The sequence below is a fragment of the Amycolatopsis sp. VC5-11 genome, assembly GCF_037034185.1.
In the GTDB taxonomy this organism is placed as follows: domain Bacteria; phylum Actinomycetota; class Actinomycetes; order Mycobacteriales; family Pseudonocardiaceae; genus Amycolatopsis; species Amycolatopsis nivea.
The window spans coordinates 104,350-119,780 of the sequence record NZ_JBAGKF010000005.1 but is presented as its reverse complement, the minus strand read 5'-3'; the positions used below and the strand labels follow the sequence as shown (position 1 = coordinate 119,780).

The following is a 15,431-nucleotide window of genomic DNA, read 5'->3' as shown; positions in this document are numbered from 1 at the left end:
CTAAGTTCACCCGGTCGGGCAGCGTCTCCGCGGCGCTTGCACGCGCACGAACGCGCCTTCCCGGGCGGATCCGGGCCCCCGCGGCGCTCCCGCGGGATCTTCGGCGGGGCTTCCGGGCGTCCGCTCCCGACCGTCCATCGTGGACCGCAGCGGGCGCTGCTCCGGATGCCGCACGTTCGTGGCCGGGCGTGATCACAGGCAGTGAACCCCCGGTAACCAGCTCCGACGCGGTTTCCGGGCCCTTTCCGGCCTCTCCGGGCGGGAGCGAGCGGCCGCGCGGCGCGGGCGGCAAAACATGAAAGAAAATGATCTTGCCCCGGCCGGGGCGCATTTCCGGATCCGGATCGCGGGGGCGGCAGCCCGGCTCCGCGAGCACCCGCAGGTGCACGGGCCATCTGCACGCCCGTTTCATTGCCGGTAACTCAGGTGCATCGCAGCCCGGTCGTCAGTTGTTAACAAGACTCCGATCGTTAGTCCGATCGTGTTACAACGACCTCGCTGAGTGACGAACTGTTTCGGATAGATACCCATTCGATCCCCCCGCAACGGCGTCCGGACGGCTACAGTGCCTGGGACGACACCACTTTCGGTCTAAAGCTGGCGCGGCTGAACGGCCGAAGGTCCCGGTGCCGGTCGGGGGGCACGACCGACTCCAGGGAGGTAGTGACGTGGCTACCGTCGGCTTATCTCAGGCCGTCCGATCCACGCCAGCCGGCGCCTTGCCGGCGAGCATGGTTCCGCACCCGCGGGAAGAGCTTTTTTCCGTGTTGGTGGTCGATGACCACCCGCTGTTGAGGGAGGCAATCGCAGCACGACTCGCACAAATGGGTGCGGGCACTGTCCACGAAGCCGCCACGGTGGCCGAGGCGAGGGCGCGAGCACAGGCCACCGGCCCGTGCGACCTGGCGATCCTCGATCTCGGACTGCCGGACGGCAGCGGAATCGAACTGGTTACGGAACTCCGTAGCCACGGCTGGCCGCGCGTGGTGGTCCTGGCATCCTCCGACGACCCGTACGCGGTGCGCTCCGCGTTCCAGGCCGGAGCTCAGGCGTACCTGCTGAAGTCGGCGTCGCCGGTGGTGGTCACCGACGGCGTGCGCCGGGTTCTCGAAGGCGGCGTTTACGCCGACCCGAGCGTGGCCCCGGTCCTGGCGACCGGCACGCGAGTGGCGGGCACCGACAACACCCCGCGCGAGCTGTCGGCTCGCGAGGTGGAGGTGCTCCAGCTCGTCGCGGACGGGCAGTCGAACAAGGAGATCGGGGAGGAGCTTTCCCTCTCCGCGCTCACCGTCAAGTCCCACCTGTCCCGCATCGGGCGCAAGCTCGGCACGGGCGACCGGGCGCAGATGGTCGCGCTGGCGATGCGAGCCGGCGTGATCCGCTGACGACGACGAACCACGTCCCTGCGGGGCGGGCGGACCAGGCGCGGTCCGCCCGTCCCGTAGGGTCGTCGGACATGGGAACTGCACAGGCGGACGGAGCCCGGACCGGAGACGAGACCACCGACCCCTCCGGGGACTCCCGAACGCCGGTGCTGCTCAGGGAACCGGCGGAGGGCACCCCTCCGGTCGTGGCCGATCCCGACGCGCTCGCCGAGGCGTGCGCGCGGCTCGCCGCGGGCACGGGTGCCGTGGCCGTCGACACCGAACGGGCGTCGGGCTATCGCTACTGGCCCAAGGCCTATCTCGTCCAGCTGCGCCGCGAAGGCTCCGGCACGGTGCTGATCGACCCGATCGCGCTCGCCGACGACCTCGCCCCGCTGCGGGACGTCCTCAACGACACCGAATGGGTGCTGCACGCAGCGTCCCAGGATCTGCCGTGCCTGGCGGAGCTGGACCTGCGGCCGCGTTCGCTGTTCGACACCGAGCTGGCCGGACGGCTGGCCGGGTACGAACGCGTCGCGCTGGGCACGCTCGTGGAGCTGCTGCTCGGGTACACCCTCGAAAAGGGCCACAGCGCCGCGGACTGGTCGAAGCGTCCGCTGCCGATCGACTGGCTCAACTACGCCGCGCTCGACGTCGAGCTGCTCAACGAACTGCGCGCGAAGCTCGAGACCGAGCTGGCCGCGCAGGGCAAGCTGGAGTGGGCGCAGCAGGAGTTCGAGGCCGTGCGCACCGCTCCCCCGCCCGCGCCGCGCGCCGAACCGTGGCGCCGGACGTCCGGGGTGCACAAGATCCGCAGCCCGCGCGGCCTCGCCGCGGTGCGCGAGATGTGGCAGGCCCGCGACGAACTGGCCCGCAAACGCGACCGCGCGCCGAGCCGGATCCTGCCCGACAGCGCGATCGTCAACGCGGTGACCTCCGACCCGAAGACGGTCGAGGAGTTGCAGGCGCTGCCGGTGTTCAGCGGACGCGTGCAGCGCAAGTACACCGCGAGCTGGCTGCGGCACCTCCAGGCGGCCAAAGCGCTGCCGGCGAGCGAGCTGCCGAGCCCGAGCCAGCCCAACGACGGTCCGCCGCCGGTGAACCGCTGGGCCGACAAGGACCCCGACGCCGCCGCCCGGCTCGCCGCCGCGCGTGCCGCGTTGGCCGCGATCGCGGAGGACCGCAAGCTGCCGGTGGAGAACCTCCTGCTGCCGGATTTGGTCCGGCGTACCTGCTGGCGTCCCCCGGCCGATCTCGCGGAGGACTCGGTCGCGGACGCGCTGCGGGCGGGCGGGGCGCGGCCGTGGCAGGTCGAGCTGACCGCGGCGGTGCTGAGCAAGGCGTTGCACAGCACGGCTTCCTGACCTGCGCCGGGTGGTTCAGACCTCTAGGTGAGACCTCACGTACGGCGACGCGTCGGTCGGCGGTAGCCGAGCGACCGCGCCACGCCGGTCGCCGTGGTGACCACCGCGGGCACCAGATGCGCTACCGAGGTCGTCTCTCGGCGGCCCACGACCGCGACCGCGGCGGTGACCCGTGCGGTGGCGTCGCGGATCGGGGCGGCGACGGCGACCGCGTCGTCGGCGAGCTGGCGATCGGCGACGCAATAGCCGGTGCGGGCGATGTCGGCGAGTTCGGCGCGCAGGGTTTCCGGGTCAGTCGTGGTGTGCGGGGTTTCCGCGGCGATCGGGCTGGTCAGCGCGGATTCGCGGGTGTCGGCGGCGGCGTGCGCGAGCAGGACGCGGCCGGTGGCGGTGGTGGTCGCGGGAAGGCGGCTGCCGGTCGTGGTCAGGATGCCGACCGAACGGTGTCCCGCCAGCCTGGCCAGGAACACGACGTCAGTCCCGTCCAGCACGGACAGGTGCACGTTTTCGCCGGTCGCGTCGAACAGGTCGCCCAGGTACGGCAGGGCGATTTCGCGGATCGACGCCCTGGCCAGCGACAGCGAGCCGAGCTCCCACAGTTTCAGGCCGAGGTGATAGCCGCCGTGTTCGTCGCGGACCAGCGCTCCCCATTCGGCCAGCTCGCCGACCAGCCGGTGTGCCGTGCTCAACGGCAGGCTCGCGGACTGGGCGATCTCGGTCAGGGAAAGCACCGGCGTTTGCGGGCTGAAGCAGTCCAGGACCGACAGCAGCCGCGCCGCCGCGGTGGGTCTGGCTTCCATGTGGCGGAAGTCTGATTGAGGCCGGGCCTCGGCGCAAGCGACACTGCGGGCGTGGGTCGGCCAAGCGAGTCAGTTGTGATCACCGGGGCGGGATCGGGTCTGGGGCTGGGAGCGGGATTGACGCTCGCGGCGCGCGGGCATCGGGTGTTCGCCACCGTCGAACGGGACGACCAGATCGAGCCGACGCGGGCGGCGTTCGCCGAGCGCGGGCTTGCGGCGGAGGTCTCCCGGCTCGATCTGCTCGATCCGGCTGATCGCGAGGCAGCGGCGGCGCTCGACGCGTCCGTTCTGCTCAACAACGCCGGATTCGGTGCGGAAGGTCCGCTTCTGCGCACGGATTCCGCAATGGTCCGGAAGACGTTCGAGGTCAACGTCTTCGGCACGCTCGAGCTGACGCGGCTGGTCGCCGATCGGCTCGTCGCCGCCGGGCGCGGCGGGCGGATCGTGTTCGTGACGTCGGTGGCGGGGCTGTTCGTCGCGCCCGGGGCGGGTCCGTACGGGGCGAGCAAGTTCGCCCTCGAAGCCATGGCGCAGGCGGTTCGCCAGGAACTGCGGCCGCACGGGATCGAAGTCCGGGTCGTCGAGCCCGGGCCGTTTTCCACGGGATTCAACGAAAAACTCGTCGAGAACGCGCCTGCCTCGGAGCACGACTTTTCGGATTTCCTCGCGATGCAACGCGATCCGGCGCAGGCGGTCGAGACGATCGCGCGGGTGGCGGTCGAATCCGGGTCGTACCGGACGATCGTGCCGGGCGAGTTCGGGGCGATCGTGCGCGAGCAGCAAGATCGGCTGTGGGCCGAGACCGACCTGGTCGATCCGTGAGAAAGTGCGACAGCACACCAGTACGAGACAGGAGCACATGACAGTGAAGATCGCGGTTCTCGGGGGCGGACACGGTTCCTGGGCCACGGTGGCGGAGCTCGCCGAGAACGGCCACGAAGTGCGCTGGTGGCGGCGGAACGCCGAAGCGCTGGAAGCGGTGCGCGCGACCGGAGCGGTGAGCGTCCGGGATTACCGAGGCTCCCGATCGGTGCCGGTGGGCGACGGCACCGGGGAAATCAACCCGGTGGCGGACCTCGCCGAGGCGGTGCGCGACGCGGCCCTGGTCGTGATCCCGCTGCCGTCGACCACGCACGACGACCTGGCTCCTCAGCTCGCTCCGCTGCTGACCGAGGGCCAGGTGGTGTTCATGCCGCCGGGCACGTTCGGTTCGATGGTGTTCGCCAAGGCCGTCGCGGAGGCGGGCGGAAGTGCGGAGATCGCGTTCGCCGAAGCCGGGACGCTGCCTTATCTCGCGCGCCGGCACGGGGACGCGGAAGTGGTGATCAGCGGGTACGCGACCCGGCTGCCGACCGGGGTTTTCCCGTTGCGGCTGGCGGAAAGCGCGTTCAAGACGCTGCGCGAGGCGTACCCGAGCGTCGAGGACGCGGGCGACGGGCTCAGCGGCGCGCTGATGAACGCGGGCCCGATCATCCACCCGCCGCTGATCACGATGAACGCCGGTCCGCTGGAGCATTTCGCCGCCTGGGACATCCACAACGAGGGCACACAGCCGTCCATCCGCAGCGTCACCGACGCGCTGGACGCCGAGCGGGTCGCGCTGCGCGAAGCGTTCGGCTACGGCGCGCCGCACTTCCCGCTGGCCGATCACTACGCCGCCGACGGCGACGAGTGGATGTACGGCCGCTCGGCGCACGAGCGGCTCACCGACAGCGGCGACTGGCGCGAGAAGATCGACCTCCACACGCATCGCTACATGGTGGAAGACACCCGGCTCGGGCTGTCGCTGCTGGTGTCCGCGGGCCGGTGGGCCGGGGTTCCGACGCCGGTCGCGGAAGGTCTGCTGGCGCTCGGTTCCGCGATCACCGGCCGCGATTTCTACGCCGAGGGACGGACTTTCGAGAATCTCGGCCTGGCGGATCTCGACCGGGCCGGGCTGACCGAGCTGCTGCGGGACGGAGTCCAGTCGTGATCGCCATCGTCGGCGCCGGGCGGATGGGCGAGGGCATCGCGCTGGCCTTCCTCGCGGCGGGACATCCGGTGCTGCTCGCGGACGTCAAGGACCGCACCGAGGAGGAACGCCAGCTCCGGCGCGACGAGGTCCGCAAGCGTCTCGCCGACCGGCTCCGCGCGATGTTCGGCCACGCGGACGCGCTGGAAAGCCTGACGCTGGGCGACCGTTCGGCGAAGGAACTCGCCGACGCGACCGTAGTGTTCGAGGCCGTGCCGGAGGTCATGGACGTCAAGCGCGAGGTGTTCGGCTGGCTCGGTTCGCAGGTGCCGGAGTCGGCGGTGCTGGCCTCGACGACGTCGACCTTCCTGGTCACGCAGATCGCGGAACTCGCCGACCGGCCGGAGCGGGTCGTCAACGCGCACTGGCTCAACCCGGCCGAGCTGATGCCGCTGGTCGAGGTCAGCCGCAGCGACGCCACCGACCCGGCCGCGGTCGACCGGCTCGTGGAACTGCTGCGCGAAATCGGCAAGGTGCCGGTGGTGTGCGGGCCCGCCGCCGGGTACATCGTGCCGCGGCTGCAGGCGCTGCTGATGAACGAGGCCGCGCGGATGGTCGAGGAAGGGGTGGCCGGAGCCGCCGAGATCGACCTCGCCGTGCGCGCCGGGCTCGGGCCGCGGTTTTCGGTGCTGGGCCCGCTGGAATTCATCGACTGGGGCGGCGGCGACATCCTGTACTACGCCTCGCGCTACCTGACCGGCGAACTCGGCGAGCGGTTCCAGGCACCCGCGATCGTCGAGGACAACATGACCGGCCAGCGGCGCGGCCTCCAGGACGGAGCCGGGTTCTACCGCTTCGACCAGGCCGGGGTGCCGGACTACCGGGCGGCGCGGATGCGGGAGTTCGAGGAGATCTTCCGGCTGCGGGAACCGCATTTGCGGGACGGGACGCCGGTTCCGGTGCGTCCGGAGGACGAATCGGCGGAGTGATCCTTCGGCGGCCGCGGGTTCGGGCCCGCGGCCGTCAGCACTCCTTCAGCCAGCCGGTTGCCTGGACGGTGCGCGGATGGGCATCGCCGAAAACCGCTTTGAAGGCGGATACCACGGATTCCAGCTCGGCCGCGGCACCCGTTCGGTCGCCGCGTTGGGCGGCGGCTCGGGCCAGTGTCGCGCGGAGGCCGAGCACCACGGGGTGTCCGGCTGGCCAGGCACCGGCGGCCAGCACGGTTCGCGCGGAGTGCTCCGCTTCGTCCAGGTTGCCGCTCTCGACGCAGGCTTGCGCGAGGGTGCCGCGCAGGAGCAGCGCGCCTCGGCCTCGCGCTGCAACCAGAAGCTCGCGGAGCAGGTCGGCTGCCTCGGCGGCTTGCCCCGCTTTCAGCAGCACGGTCGCCAGGCTTTCCGCCAGAGCTTGCCGCTTCCCGTACAACTCGCGCAGCGGAGCGATCGCCGCCTCCGGGTCCCCGGTTTCGGCTTGCACCACCAAACGGAGACCGCGGATCGCGTCCCGTTGCTCGTCGGTCTCGCAGAGCGAATCCTCGTCCGACAGCAGATGCTCAGCCGCCTCGTAGCGGGCGAGCGCACGCAGCACGGTGATCTTCCGGCGTCGACCGGCTTTCGTCCGAGGGTGCGCCGGGCCGAGTTCAGCCGTGCAGTAGCCGACATGCGCGTCCAGGACCGCCAGCGCGTCTTCGTACTGCGCCGCCACGGCATAGGCTTCCGCGAGGAACAGCTGGGTCTTGAAGGTCGCGGGCTGGCGCGCGCCCCACGTTTCCTCGAACAGCTCCGCGGTGCGTTCCAGCAGCGGGATCGCCTCTGCCGGACGGCCCTGCGACGTCTGGCACCACGCCAGATTCGCCCACGCGGCAAGGGTGTTCGGCTCGCGCGGACCGAAGACGTCCGTCAACGCGGGCACCAGGTCCGCGTAGTGCCGTTCGGCGGCGGGCCAGTCCTCGTTCTTGACCAGCGACTGACCCAGCAGAAGCCGCCTACGCAGGTTCGGCACGCTGTTCGGGTTGCGCGCCTTCGCGAGGGCGGACTGCAGCGCGGCGACCTCGTCGGCCGGCTCTGGCTTCGTGCGGAAGAGTCCCACTTGGACAGTCTGCCTGCTGCGCCGTTCAATCCTTCGTCAACCACCCGGATGCTTCGACGGCATCCGGATGCTTCGGACCAAACGCCTCCGCAAGCAGCAGCCGTGGCCGGGTCGCCAGGGCCGCCCCGCGAACCCGGGAGTGTGCCGTCCCCCACTCGACCGGGCCACTCCCCTGGTTACCCACCGGTAACAAGGGCTAGGGTGCGGGACAGGAACACTCTCGACTTCAGGAGCATTCGTGGCCGCACCAGCAACGCCGCCGCTCGCGCCCACCGCGCGAGGGGTGCGCAATGTCGTCTTCGTCGAAGGGGTACGCACGCCCTTCGGCAAGGCGGGCGACAAGGGCATGTACGCCGGGACCCGGGCGGACGACCTCGTCGTCAACGCCATCCGCGAGCTGCTGCGGCGGCATCCGGAGCTGCCGCCCGAGCGCGTGGACGAGGTGGCGATCGCCGCGACGACGCAGATCGGCGACCAGGGCCTGACCATCGGCCGCACCGCCGCGCTGCTCGCCGGGCTGCCGAAGTCCGTGCCGGGCTTCGCGATCGACCGGATGTGCGCGGGCGCGATGACCGCGGTGACCACCACCGCGAGCGGCATCGGCTTCGGCGCGTACGACATCGCCATCGCGGGCGGCGTCGAGCACATGGGCCGCCACCCGATGGGCGAGGGCGTCGACCCGAACCCGCGGATCGTCGCGGACAAGCTGGTCGACCCGACCGCGCTCGTGATGGGCCAGACCGCGGAGAACCTGCACGACCGCTTCCCGGAGATCACCAAGGAGCGCACGGACGCGTTCGCCGCGCGCAGCCAGGAGCGCTACGCCGAGGCCGTGAAGACCGGCAAGATCGGGCCGGAGCTGGTTCCGGTCGCCACGCGCAGCAAGGAACTGGGCTGGGGCCTCGCGACCGAGGACGAGCCGCCGCGCCCGGGCACAACCGTCGAGCAGCTGGCGAAGCTGAAGACGCCGTTCCGCCCGCACGGCCGGATCACCGCGGGCAACGCGGCCGGGCTCAACGACGGCGCCACCGCGGCGATCCTCGCCGACGAGGACACCGCGCGCGAGCTGGGCCTGCCGATCGGGATGCGGCTGGTCGGCTACTCGTTCGCGGGCGTCGAGCCGGAGGTCATGGGCATCGGCCCGGTGCCTGCCACCGAGAAGCTGTTCAAGCGCACCGGCCTGTCCATCGACGACATCGGCCTGTTCGAGATCAACGAGGCGTTCGCGGTCCAGGTGCTCGCGTTCCTCGACCACTTCGGCATCGCCGACGACGACCCGCGGGTCAACCAGTGGGGCGGCGCGATCGCGTGCGGCCACCCGCTGGCCTCGTCCGGCGTGCGGTTGATGACGCAGCTGGCGCGCCAGTTCGCCGAGCGCCCGGACGTGCGCTACGGCCTCACCACGATGTGCATCGGCATCGGCATGGGCGGCACCGTGATCTGGGAAAACCCGGCCTACAACGGCTCTGAGGGGGCGAAGTAATGACTTTCACCGCTGAAGAGGCGAAGGCCGCGTTCCCGGACGAGGTGGTGACCAACGCGGTCACGAACCTGGTCAAGGTCCCGGGGCTGGACAAGCCGGTCGCTCTGATCACGTTGGACAACGGCCACGACCACACGCGGCCGAACACCTTCGGCCCGCAGGGTCTCGTCGCACTGAACGCCGCGCTGGACGAGGCGTTCGCCGCCGAGCCCGCCGCGATCGCGGTCACCGGCAAGCCGTTCATTTTCGCCGTCGGCGCGGACCTTTCCGGCGTCGAGGCGGTGTCGGACCCGAAGCTGGCGCGCGAGATCGCACAGACCGGGCACGACGTGTTCCGCCGGCTCACCGAGTCGAAGATCCCGACGTTCGGGTTCGTCAACGGCGCGGTGATGGGCGGCGGGCTCGAACTCGCGCTGTCCTGCCACTACCGGACGCTGTCGGAGAACACCGCGGCGATCGCGTTCCCCGAGGTGTTCCTCGGCCTGTTCCCGGGCTGGGGCGGCACGCAACTGCTGCCGAACCTCATCGGCCCGGACGCCGCCGTCACCGTGATCATCGAGAACGCGCTGGCGCAGAACAAGATGCTGAACGTGCGCAAGGCCGCCGAACTCGGCATCGTCGACGAGGTCTTCGGTTCCGCGGACTACCTCGAGCAGTCGCTGCTGTGGCTGGCCAAGGTGGTCAACGGCGAGATCACCCCGGCTCGCCGGGAAATCGACCGCGGCGCGGAGTGGGACGCGGCGATCGCACGGGCCAAGTCCATCGTGGACGGTCGCACGCACGGTGCGTCGCCGGGCGCGACCAAGGCCGTCGAACTGCTGGAGCTGGCGCGGGAGAACGACCTCGACCGCGGTTACGCGGCGGAGACCGACGGGCTCGCCGAACTGCTGATGTCGGACGTGCTGCGCGCCGGGCTGTACTCGTTCAACCTGGTCAACAAGCGGGCGAAGCGGCCGGCCGGTGCGCCGGACAAGTCGTTGGCGCGCAAGGTGAACAAGGTCGGCATCGTCGGCGCGGGCCTGATGGCCAGCCAGCTGGCGCTGCTGTTCGTGCGCCGCCTCAAGGTGCCGGTGGTGCTCACCGACGTCGACCAGGCGCGCATCGACAAGGGCGTCGGCTATGTCCACGAGGAGATCGACAAGCTTCTGGCCAAGAAGCGCGTGTCCCCGGACGGCGCGAACCGCCTGAAGGCGCTCGTCACCGGCTCGCTCGACAAGGCCGCGTTCGCCGACGCGGACTTCGTGATCGAGGCCGTGTTCGAGGAGCTGGGCGTGAAGCAGCAGGTGTTCGCCGAGCTGGAGCAGCACGTCTCCCCCGAGGCGATCCTGGCCACGAACACCTCGTCGCTGTCGATCACCGCGATGGCGTCGAAGCTGCAGCACCCGGAGCGCGTGGTCGGCTTCCACTTCTTCAACCCGGTGGCCGTGCTGCCGCTGCTGGAGATCGTGCGCGGCGAGAAGACCGACGACGCGGCGTTGGCGACGGCGTTCTCGGTCGGCAAGCAGCTGAAGAAGTCGAGCGTGCTGGTGAAGGACGCGACGGCGTTCGTCGTGAACCGGCTGCTGCTGCGCTTCCTCGGCGAGGTGCTGGTGGCGGTGGACGAGGGCACGCCGTTCGACGTGGCCGACTCCGCGCTGGAGCCGCTCGGCCTGCCGATGTCGCCGCTGAACCTGATGCAGCTCGTCGGCCCCGCGATCGCGCTGCACGTCGGCGAGACGCTGCACGGCTCGTTCCCGGACCGCTTCACCGTGAGCGAGAACCTGGACAAGTTCGTGAAGGCGGGCAAGAAGGGCGTCTGGACCTGGGACGCGACCGGCACGCCGTCGGTCGACCCGGAGGTCGCCGCACTGTGGACGCAGGGCGACCAGCCGTCCACCGCCGAGCAGGTCCGCGACCGCGCGCTGAACGCGATCGCCGAAGAGGTCCGGATCATGCTCGACGAGGGCGTGGTCGCGGAGGCCCAGGACATCGATCTGTGCCTGATCCTCGGCGCGGGCTGGCCGTTCTGGCTGGGCGGCATCACGCCGTACCTCGACCGGGCGGGCGTGTCCGAGCGGGTCAACGGGAAGCCGTTCCTGTCCCAGGGTGTCGCTTCGGTTCCGGCGTAACGCCTTGGCGGAGCCGCCCTGTTCCGTGCAGGGCGGCTCCGCCGTGAACCCGGACACACCGAGCGCTTCGTGACCTTCTGAGCACCAGCCGTTCACCGCTGCCCCATAGCGTCCTGCCGAATCATCGGAGCAGGTCAGGAGCAGGATGAACAGCACGAACCCGGACGGCGTCGGCCGTCGCGGATTCCTCAAGCGCGCGGGACTGGCCGGCGCGGTCGCGGCCGGGGTCCCGGTGCTGGCCTCGGGCCAGGCCGACGCGGCGGGCCTCGATCTGGGGCTCGACCTCGGGATCGATCTCGACTGGCTGTTCGGCCGCCGCTACCAGTGGGTCGTCGGCGATCACCACACGCACAGCCAGTACTCGTACGACGCGATGTACACCATCGACCGGATCGCGTCCGGCGCGCGCGAGCACGGCGCGAAGTGGATCGTTTTCACTGATCACGGGCACGCGACGCACGAGAAGTCGTCGGTGGAGCCGACCAGCCGCGACGTGCTCGCCGCGCAGCGCAAGCATCCGGATCTGCTGCTGTGGCAAGGCATGGAGTGGAACGTGCCGGGCGCGGAGCACGCGACCTTGTTCTTCCAGGCCGGCCGCGACCAGGCCACCGTGCTGCGCGAATTCGAGCGCGGCTTCGACTGGCGGCTGACGGGTTCCGAATCGTCCAGCCCGGAGCACGAAGCGCTGGCGCTCAAGGGTTTGCGGTGGCTTGCCGAGCAGGAACGCAAGCGCCGGATCCACGCGCCGGTCGTGCTGATCAACCACCCGCTGCGCAACGGCCGGGTGTCACCGCACGAACTGCGCAACTACCGCGACACCGCGCCCGGAATCGTGATCGGCATGGAAGGCGCGCCCGGTGCGCAGGCCGACGGATTCCCCAAGCCGCAAGGCAATGGCGGCGCACGAGGCGGCTACGCCAACAACCCCGGCGCGGATTCGTGGCCCGGCTTCCCCGCCGAGGCGTACCGCACGTTCGGCGGCTGGGACTGGACCACGGCGAAGGTCGGCGGGCTGTGGGATTCCCTGCTGGCCGAAGGAAAACCGTGGTGGATCACCACGAACTCCGATTCGCACTACAACCGCGGCGACCAGCTCGTGCGCCCGGCGGTGCCGGACGGCTGGTACGAGCAGACCGGCAAGTACCCGGACCCGGTCGACAGCGGGGTCCCGCAATTGTCCGTGCCGTACGCGGATTTCTACCCCGGCGAGTTCAGCCGCACCGTGGTCGGCGTGTCCCGGCCGGGCTTCGAGGGCGTGCTGGAAGGCCTGCGCGCGGGCCGGATTTGGCTGTCCCACGGCGGTTTGGTGCAACAGCTGGAAGTCGGCGTGCACGGCAGCGGCGACTGCACGACGTTCGGCGGACGGCTGCGCGTGCGCCGAGGCTCGACGGTGACGGTCGTGGTTTCCGCGGTGACCGCATACCGACCGAACGGCTCGGGTTCGGTGCCGCGCCTCGGCCGGCTGGACCTGATCTCGGGCGCGGTCACCGGCCCGGCGGCGGATCGCGACGCGATGACTGCGCCGGGTACGCGCGTGGTGGAGTCGTTCACGCCTTCGCGCGGCTACGCAGGACGGCGAGTGACGTTCAAGCACACGTTCCGCAACGTACGGGAGCCGTTCTACGTCCGGGTGCGCGGAACGGACGGCAAGCGGCACGTCGCGGGCGGGATCGAGCCGGCGATGGACGTGATCGGGCAGGCGAACCCGTACGAAGATCTGTGGCTGTACGGGAACCCCACGTTCGTCGACGTCCACTGAGGACAGTCAGGCAGGCGCGGTTCCGGCCGCGCCTGCCTGCTCAGCCGTCACTCCGGGAGATCCCGGCCTTTCCCCTCTCGGGTGCACAGCACCGCCGCCAGACAGACGACAAGCGCCCCGATCCACACCACGCCCAGCAGCGTCGTCCCGCCGCCCGCCGTCAGGACCAGGCTGGCGGCGATCGCCGGGGTGAAGCCCGCCCACAGGGTCGAGGCGCCTTGGTAGCACAGGGAAGCTCCGGTGAACCGCACCCGGGTCGGGAACAGTTCGGCGAGGAACGCCGCGTACGGACCGAGAACGACGCCCTGGAGCCCCTGCCCGACGGCCACCGCCACGGCGTAACCGAGCGCCGACCCGCTGCCGACGAGACGCAGCATCGGGAAGGCGAACGCCATCATGGCGACGATCCCGGCGATCATCACGGGTTTGCGGCCGATCCGGTCCGAGAGCAGCGCGCTGCCCACCGTGGCACCGAACATGAGGACCGCCGCCCAGGTCTTGGCGTTGAGCACGGCGGTGCGGTCGGCTCCGTGGCCCACCGCGAAATCGACGGCCCACATCGTGGCGATGCCCATCATGCCGAACATGGCCAGCCCGGCGAACAGGCCGAGGACGACCTGGCGGGAGTGCCCGGCGAACACCTCCGCCAGCGGCATCCGGCGTTCCGCCGCCTCGGCCTGGAACCGCCGGAACAGCGGGCTTTCCTCGACCGAGGACCGCACCCACAGCCCGACCGCGACCAGCACGAGGCTGAGCAGGAACGGGATCCGCCATCCCCAGCTGAGAAAACTCCGGTCCGGCAGCAGGCTGGCGAGCGTCACCGCGCCGCTGGCCAGCACGGCGCCCGCGGGGCCGCCCAGGTTGGCGAAGCTGGCGGCGAACCCGCGTTTGCCGCCGGGCGCGTGTTCGAGCGCGATGGTCATCGCTCCGCCCCATTCGCCGCCGACGGCGAAGCCTTGCAACACCCGCAGCACGATCAGCAGAGCCGGTGCGGCCGCGCCGATCTGGGCGCTCGACGGGAGCAGTCCGATCAGCGTGGTGGCCAGGCCCATCGTCAGCATCGACACGACGAGCACGCGTTTGCGGCCGAGCCGGTCGCCGAAGTGCCCGAAGACGATTCCGCCGAGCGGGCGCGCGGCATAGCCCGCCGCGAGGGTGCCGAAGGAGGCGAAGGCGGCGAGACCGGGTCCCAGGCCGGTGAAGAAGACGTGCCCGAACACGATCGCGGCGGCGGTCGCGTAGAGCACGAAATCGTAGAATTCGATGGCGCTGCCCAGAAAACTGGACGCCAGAACCCGCCGCAGGTGCTTGCGGCCGAGCCCGTCGACGAGAGCGGGTGCCTCTTGGGCGGACTTCGCGGTCACGCTTCACCGACCGGCTGCGGGACACGGGATCCGGCCCGCGCGAAACTGATCACCTGCAAGTCGTCGGGCACCAGGACCGGGCCGTCGTAGGTGTCCCGCGCGCCACGCCAGACCGACGGGTCCGCGTCGCCGGGAACGAGGTGGTGCAAGGCCAATGCCCGCGCGCCTGCCTCGGCGGCCACTCGCCCGGCTTGCTGCGGCGAACTGTGCGACTTGTGGTGGTGCTGTTTGGCCGCACGCGCGACTTTCGGGTCTTCGTCGGCGTAGCTTCGCTCGACCCAGTCGAAGTCGATCGCTTCGTGCATCAGGAGGTCGGTGTCCTCGGCCAGCCGGACGAGGTTCTCGCAGTAGGCCGTGTCGCCGGAGATCGTCACCGATCCCGCGTCGGTGTCGAACCGGAACGCGAAGGCCGGCGCGACCGGGGGATGCCGCACGAGTGTCGCGGTGACACGCACGAGTTCGTCCCGGTAGACCTCGAACGGCTCCATTCCGGGCGGGCACGGGTTGTCGTTCGGGTGGTAGCCGATGTCCTGGGGCACCGCGATGTCGCTGGCGGTGAAGAAGCTCAGCGGGGACGGCCGCAGCGAGTCGAGCATGCGGTCGGTCAAGTCGGTGCTGTAGGCCTGCAACAGCTTCGTCACCATCTCGGCAGTGCCGGGCGTCGGGTTGTCCGGGAACGCCGGACGAGGTGCGACGTCCGCGACCGGCGAGACCGGCGGCAGCGCGCCGCGGTTGCCCGGCCCGAGGATCGCGACCGGACGCTGCCGCGGGCTCCGCATGGACATGAAGCCGAACACGGTCAGCGCCGCCAGGTCGACGGTGTGGTCGGAATGCAGGTGCGTCAGGAAAACGCCGCGCAGCGACCGGAGCGGGATGCCGGCCCGGCTCAGCTGCTCCCCCGCGCCCTGCCCGCAGTCGACCAGGTACGCGGCGCCGCCCACGACGACCGCGGTGGCGATGCCGGACCGGCGCGGACCGGGGCCGGAGCCCCACCACCTCGGCCCGCCCGCGGTGCCGAGCGCGACGGCGTACGGCGGGGCGGATTCTGGGGATTCTGGCTGCATGCGGACCTCCACGTTGAGCAAGTCCGGCTCAGTATGGGAGGCTCCCGATCTCAGGAAAAGCCATAAAAGATGCGGATCTTTTTAAG

General features: G+C 70.7%; 12 protein-coding genes. 8 read left to right on the top strand and 4 right to left on the bottom strand.

The features are described 5' to 3' along the window. Positions 1-668 precede the first annotated feature (668 nt). Together WA670_RS17780 and WA670_RS17775 are read left to right on the top strand one after the other, a co-directional pair. Positions 669-1,385, top strand: coding sequence for a response regulator transcription factor (locus WA670_RS17780; RefSeq protein WP_033291604.1), 717 nt, complete (start codon positions 669-671; stop codon positions 1,383-1,385). A gap of 71 nt (positions 1,386-1,456) precedes the next feature. Further along, positions 1,457-2,728 carry a ribonuclease D gene (locus tag WA670_RS17775; RefSeq protein WP_238607493.1) on the top strand — a complete coding sequence of 424 codons (1,272 nt, stop codon included), beginning with the start codon at positions 1,457-1,459 and terminating at the stop codon, positions 2,726-2,728. A 35-nt stretch (positions 2,729-2,763) separates the two neighbouring features. Here the strand turns inward: WA670_RS17775 and WA670_RS17770 are convergent, their stop codons facing one another. Continuing rightward, positions 2,764-3,528 (bottom strand): IclR family transcriptional regulator, encoded by a 765-nt coding sequence (locus tag WA670_RS17770; protein ID WP_336158307.1) that lies wholly within the window; start codon positions 3,526-3,528, stop codon positions 2,764-2,766. A gap of 51 nt (positions 3,529-3,579) precedes the next feature. On the opposite strand from WA670_RS17770, the gene WA670_RS17765 reads away from it, so the two are divergent. From WA670_RS17765 to WA670_RS17755, 3 genes are read left to right on the top strand one after another with little or no spacing between them, the layout of a single operon-like run. Beyond that, complete coding sequence (locus tag WA670_RS17765) at positions 3,580-4,350, top strand: SDR family NAD(P)-dependent oxidoreductase (RefSeq protein WP_336158306.1); 771 nt, start codon at positions 3,580-3,582, stop codon at positions 4,348-4,350. A 37-nt stretch (positions 4,351-4,387) separates the two neighbouring features. Then, a complete protein-coding gene (locus tag WA670_RS17760; protein ID WP_336158305.1) occupies positions 4,388-5,500 on the top strand; it encodes an NAD/NADP-dependent octopine/nopaline dehydrogenase family protein in 1,113 nt (370 codons plus the stop codon). Beyond that, on the top strand, positions 5,497-6,468 hold the full coding sequence (locus tag WA670_RS17755; protein ID WP_336158304.1) for a 3-hydroxyacyl-CoA dehydrogenase NAD-binding domain-containing protein: 972 nt from the start codon (positions 5,497-5,499) through the stop codon (positions 6,466-6,468). Before WA670_RS17760 ends, WA670_RS17755 begins: the two co-directional genes overlap by 4 nt. A 34-nt stretch (positions 6,469-6,502) precedes the next feature. Here WA670_RS17755 and WA670_RS17750 read toward each other — a convergent pair whose 3' ends face one another. Next, on the bottom strand, positions 6,503-7,567 hold the full coding sequence (locus WA670_RS17750) for a tetratricopeptide repeat protein (RefSeq protein ID WP_336158303.1): 1,065 nt from the start codon (positions 7,565-7,567) through the stop codon (positions 6,503-6,505). Between the two features lie 283 nt (positions 7,568-7,850). On the opposite strand from WA670_RS17750, the gene WA670_RS17745 reads away from it, so the two are divergent. From WA670_RS17745 to WA670_RS17735, 3 genes are all read left to right on the top strand, one after another. Next, the gene (locus tag WA670_RS17745) at positions 7,851-9,050 is read left to right on the top strand and encodes a thiolase family protein (RefSeq protein ID WP_037819076.1); all 1,200 of its coding nucleotides are present in this window, start codon (positions 7,851-7,853) and stop codon (positions 9,048-9,050) included. Continuing rightward, positions 9,050-11,158 (top strand): 3-hydroxyacyl-CoA dehydrogenase NAD-binding domain-containing protein, encoded by a 2,109-nt coding sequence (locus WA670_RS17740; RefSeq protein ID WP_238607499.1) that lies wholly within the window; start codon positions 9,050-9,052, stop codon positions 11,156-11,158. Before WA670_RS17745 ends, WA670_RS17740 begins: the two co-directional genes overlap by 1 nt. A 145-nt stretch (positions 11,159-11,303) precedes the next feature. Further along, positions 11,304-12,917, top strand: a complete 1,614-nt coding sequence (locus WA670_RS17735; RefSeq protein ID WP_336158302.1) for a PHP domain-containing protein — start codon at positions 11,304-11,306, stop codon at positions 12,915-12,917. Between the two features lie 47 nt (positions 12,918-12,964). Here the strand turns inward: WA670_RS17735 and WA670_RS17730 are convergent, their stop codons facing one another. Next, positions 12,965-14,281 carry an MFS transporter gene (locus WA670_RS17730; protein ID WP_336158301.1) on the bottom strand — a complete coding sequence of 439 codons (1,317 nt, stop codon included), beginning with the start codon at positions 14,279-14,281 and terminating at the stop codon, positions 12,965-12,967. Then, on the bottom strand, positions 14,278-15,345 hold the full coding sequence (locus tag WA670_RS17725; protein WP_336158300.1) for an MBL fold metallo-hydrolase: 1,068 nt from the start codon (positions 15,343-15,345) through the stop codon (positions 14,278-14,280). The genes WA670_RS17730 and WA670_RS17725 overlap by 4 nt, the downstream gene beginning before the upstream one ends. Between the last annotated feature and the right edge of the window lie 86 nt (positions 15,346-15,431).

Bases quoted from the DNA above. Each gene is read 5' to 3' on its own strand.
- WA670_RS17775 (WP_238607493.1), top strand. From the start codon at position 1,457: ATGGGAACTGCACAGGCGGACGGAGCCCGGACCGGAGACGAGACCACC.
- WA670_RS17770 (WP_336158307.1), bottom strand. From the start codon at position 3,528: ATGGAAGCCAGACCCACCGCGGCGGCGCGGCTGCTGTCGGTCCTGGAC.
- WA670_RS17725 (WP_336158300.1), bottom strand. From the start codon at position 15,345: ATGCAGCCAGAATCCCCAGAATCCGCCCCGCCGTACGCCGTCGCGCTC.
- WA670_RS17760 (WP_336158305.1), top strand. From the start codon at position 4,388: ATGACAGTGAAGATCGCGGTTCTCGGGGGCGGACACGGTTCCTGGGCC.
- WA670_RS17740 (WP_238607499.1), top strand. From the start codon at position 9,050: ATGACTTTCACCGCTGAAGAGGCGAAGGCCGCGTTCCCGGACGAGGTG.
- WA670_RS17735 (WP_336158302.1), top strand. From the start codon at position 11,304: ATGAACAGCACGAACCCGGACGGCGTCGGCCGTCGCGGATTCCTCAAG.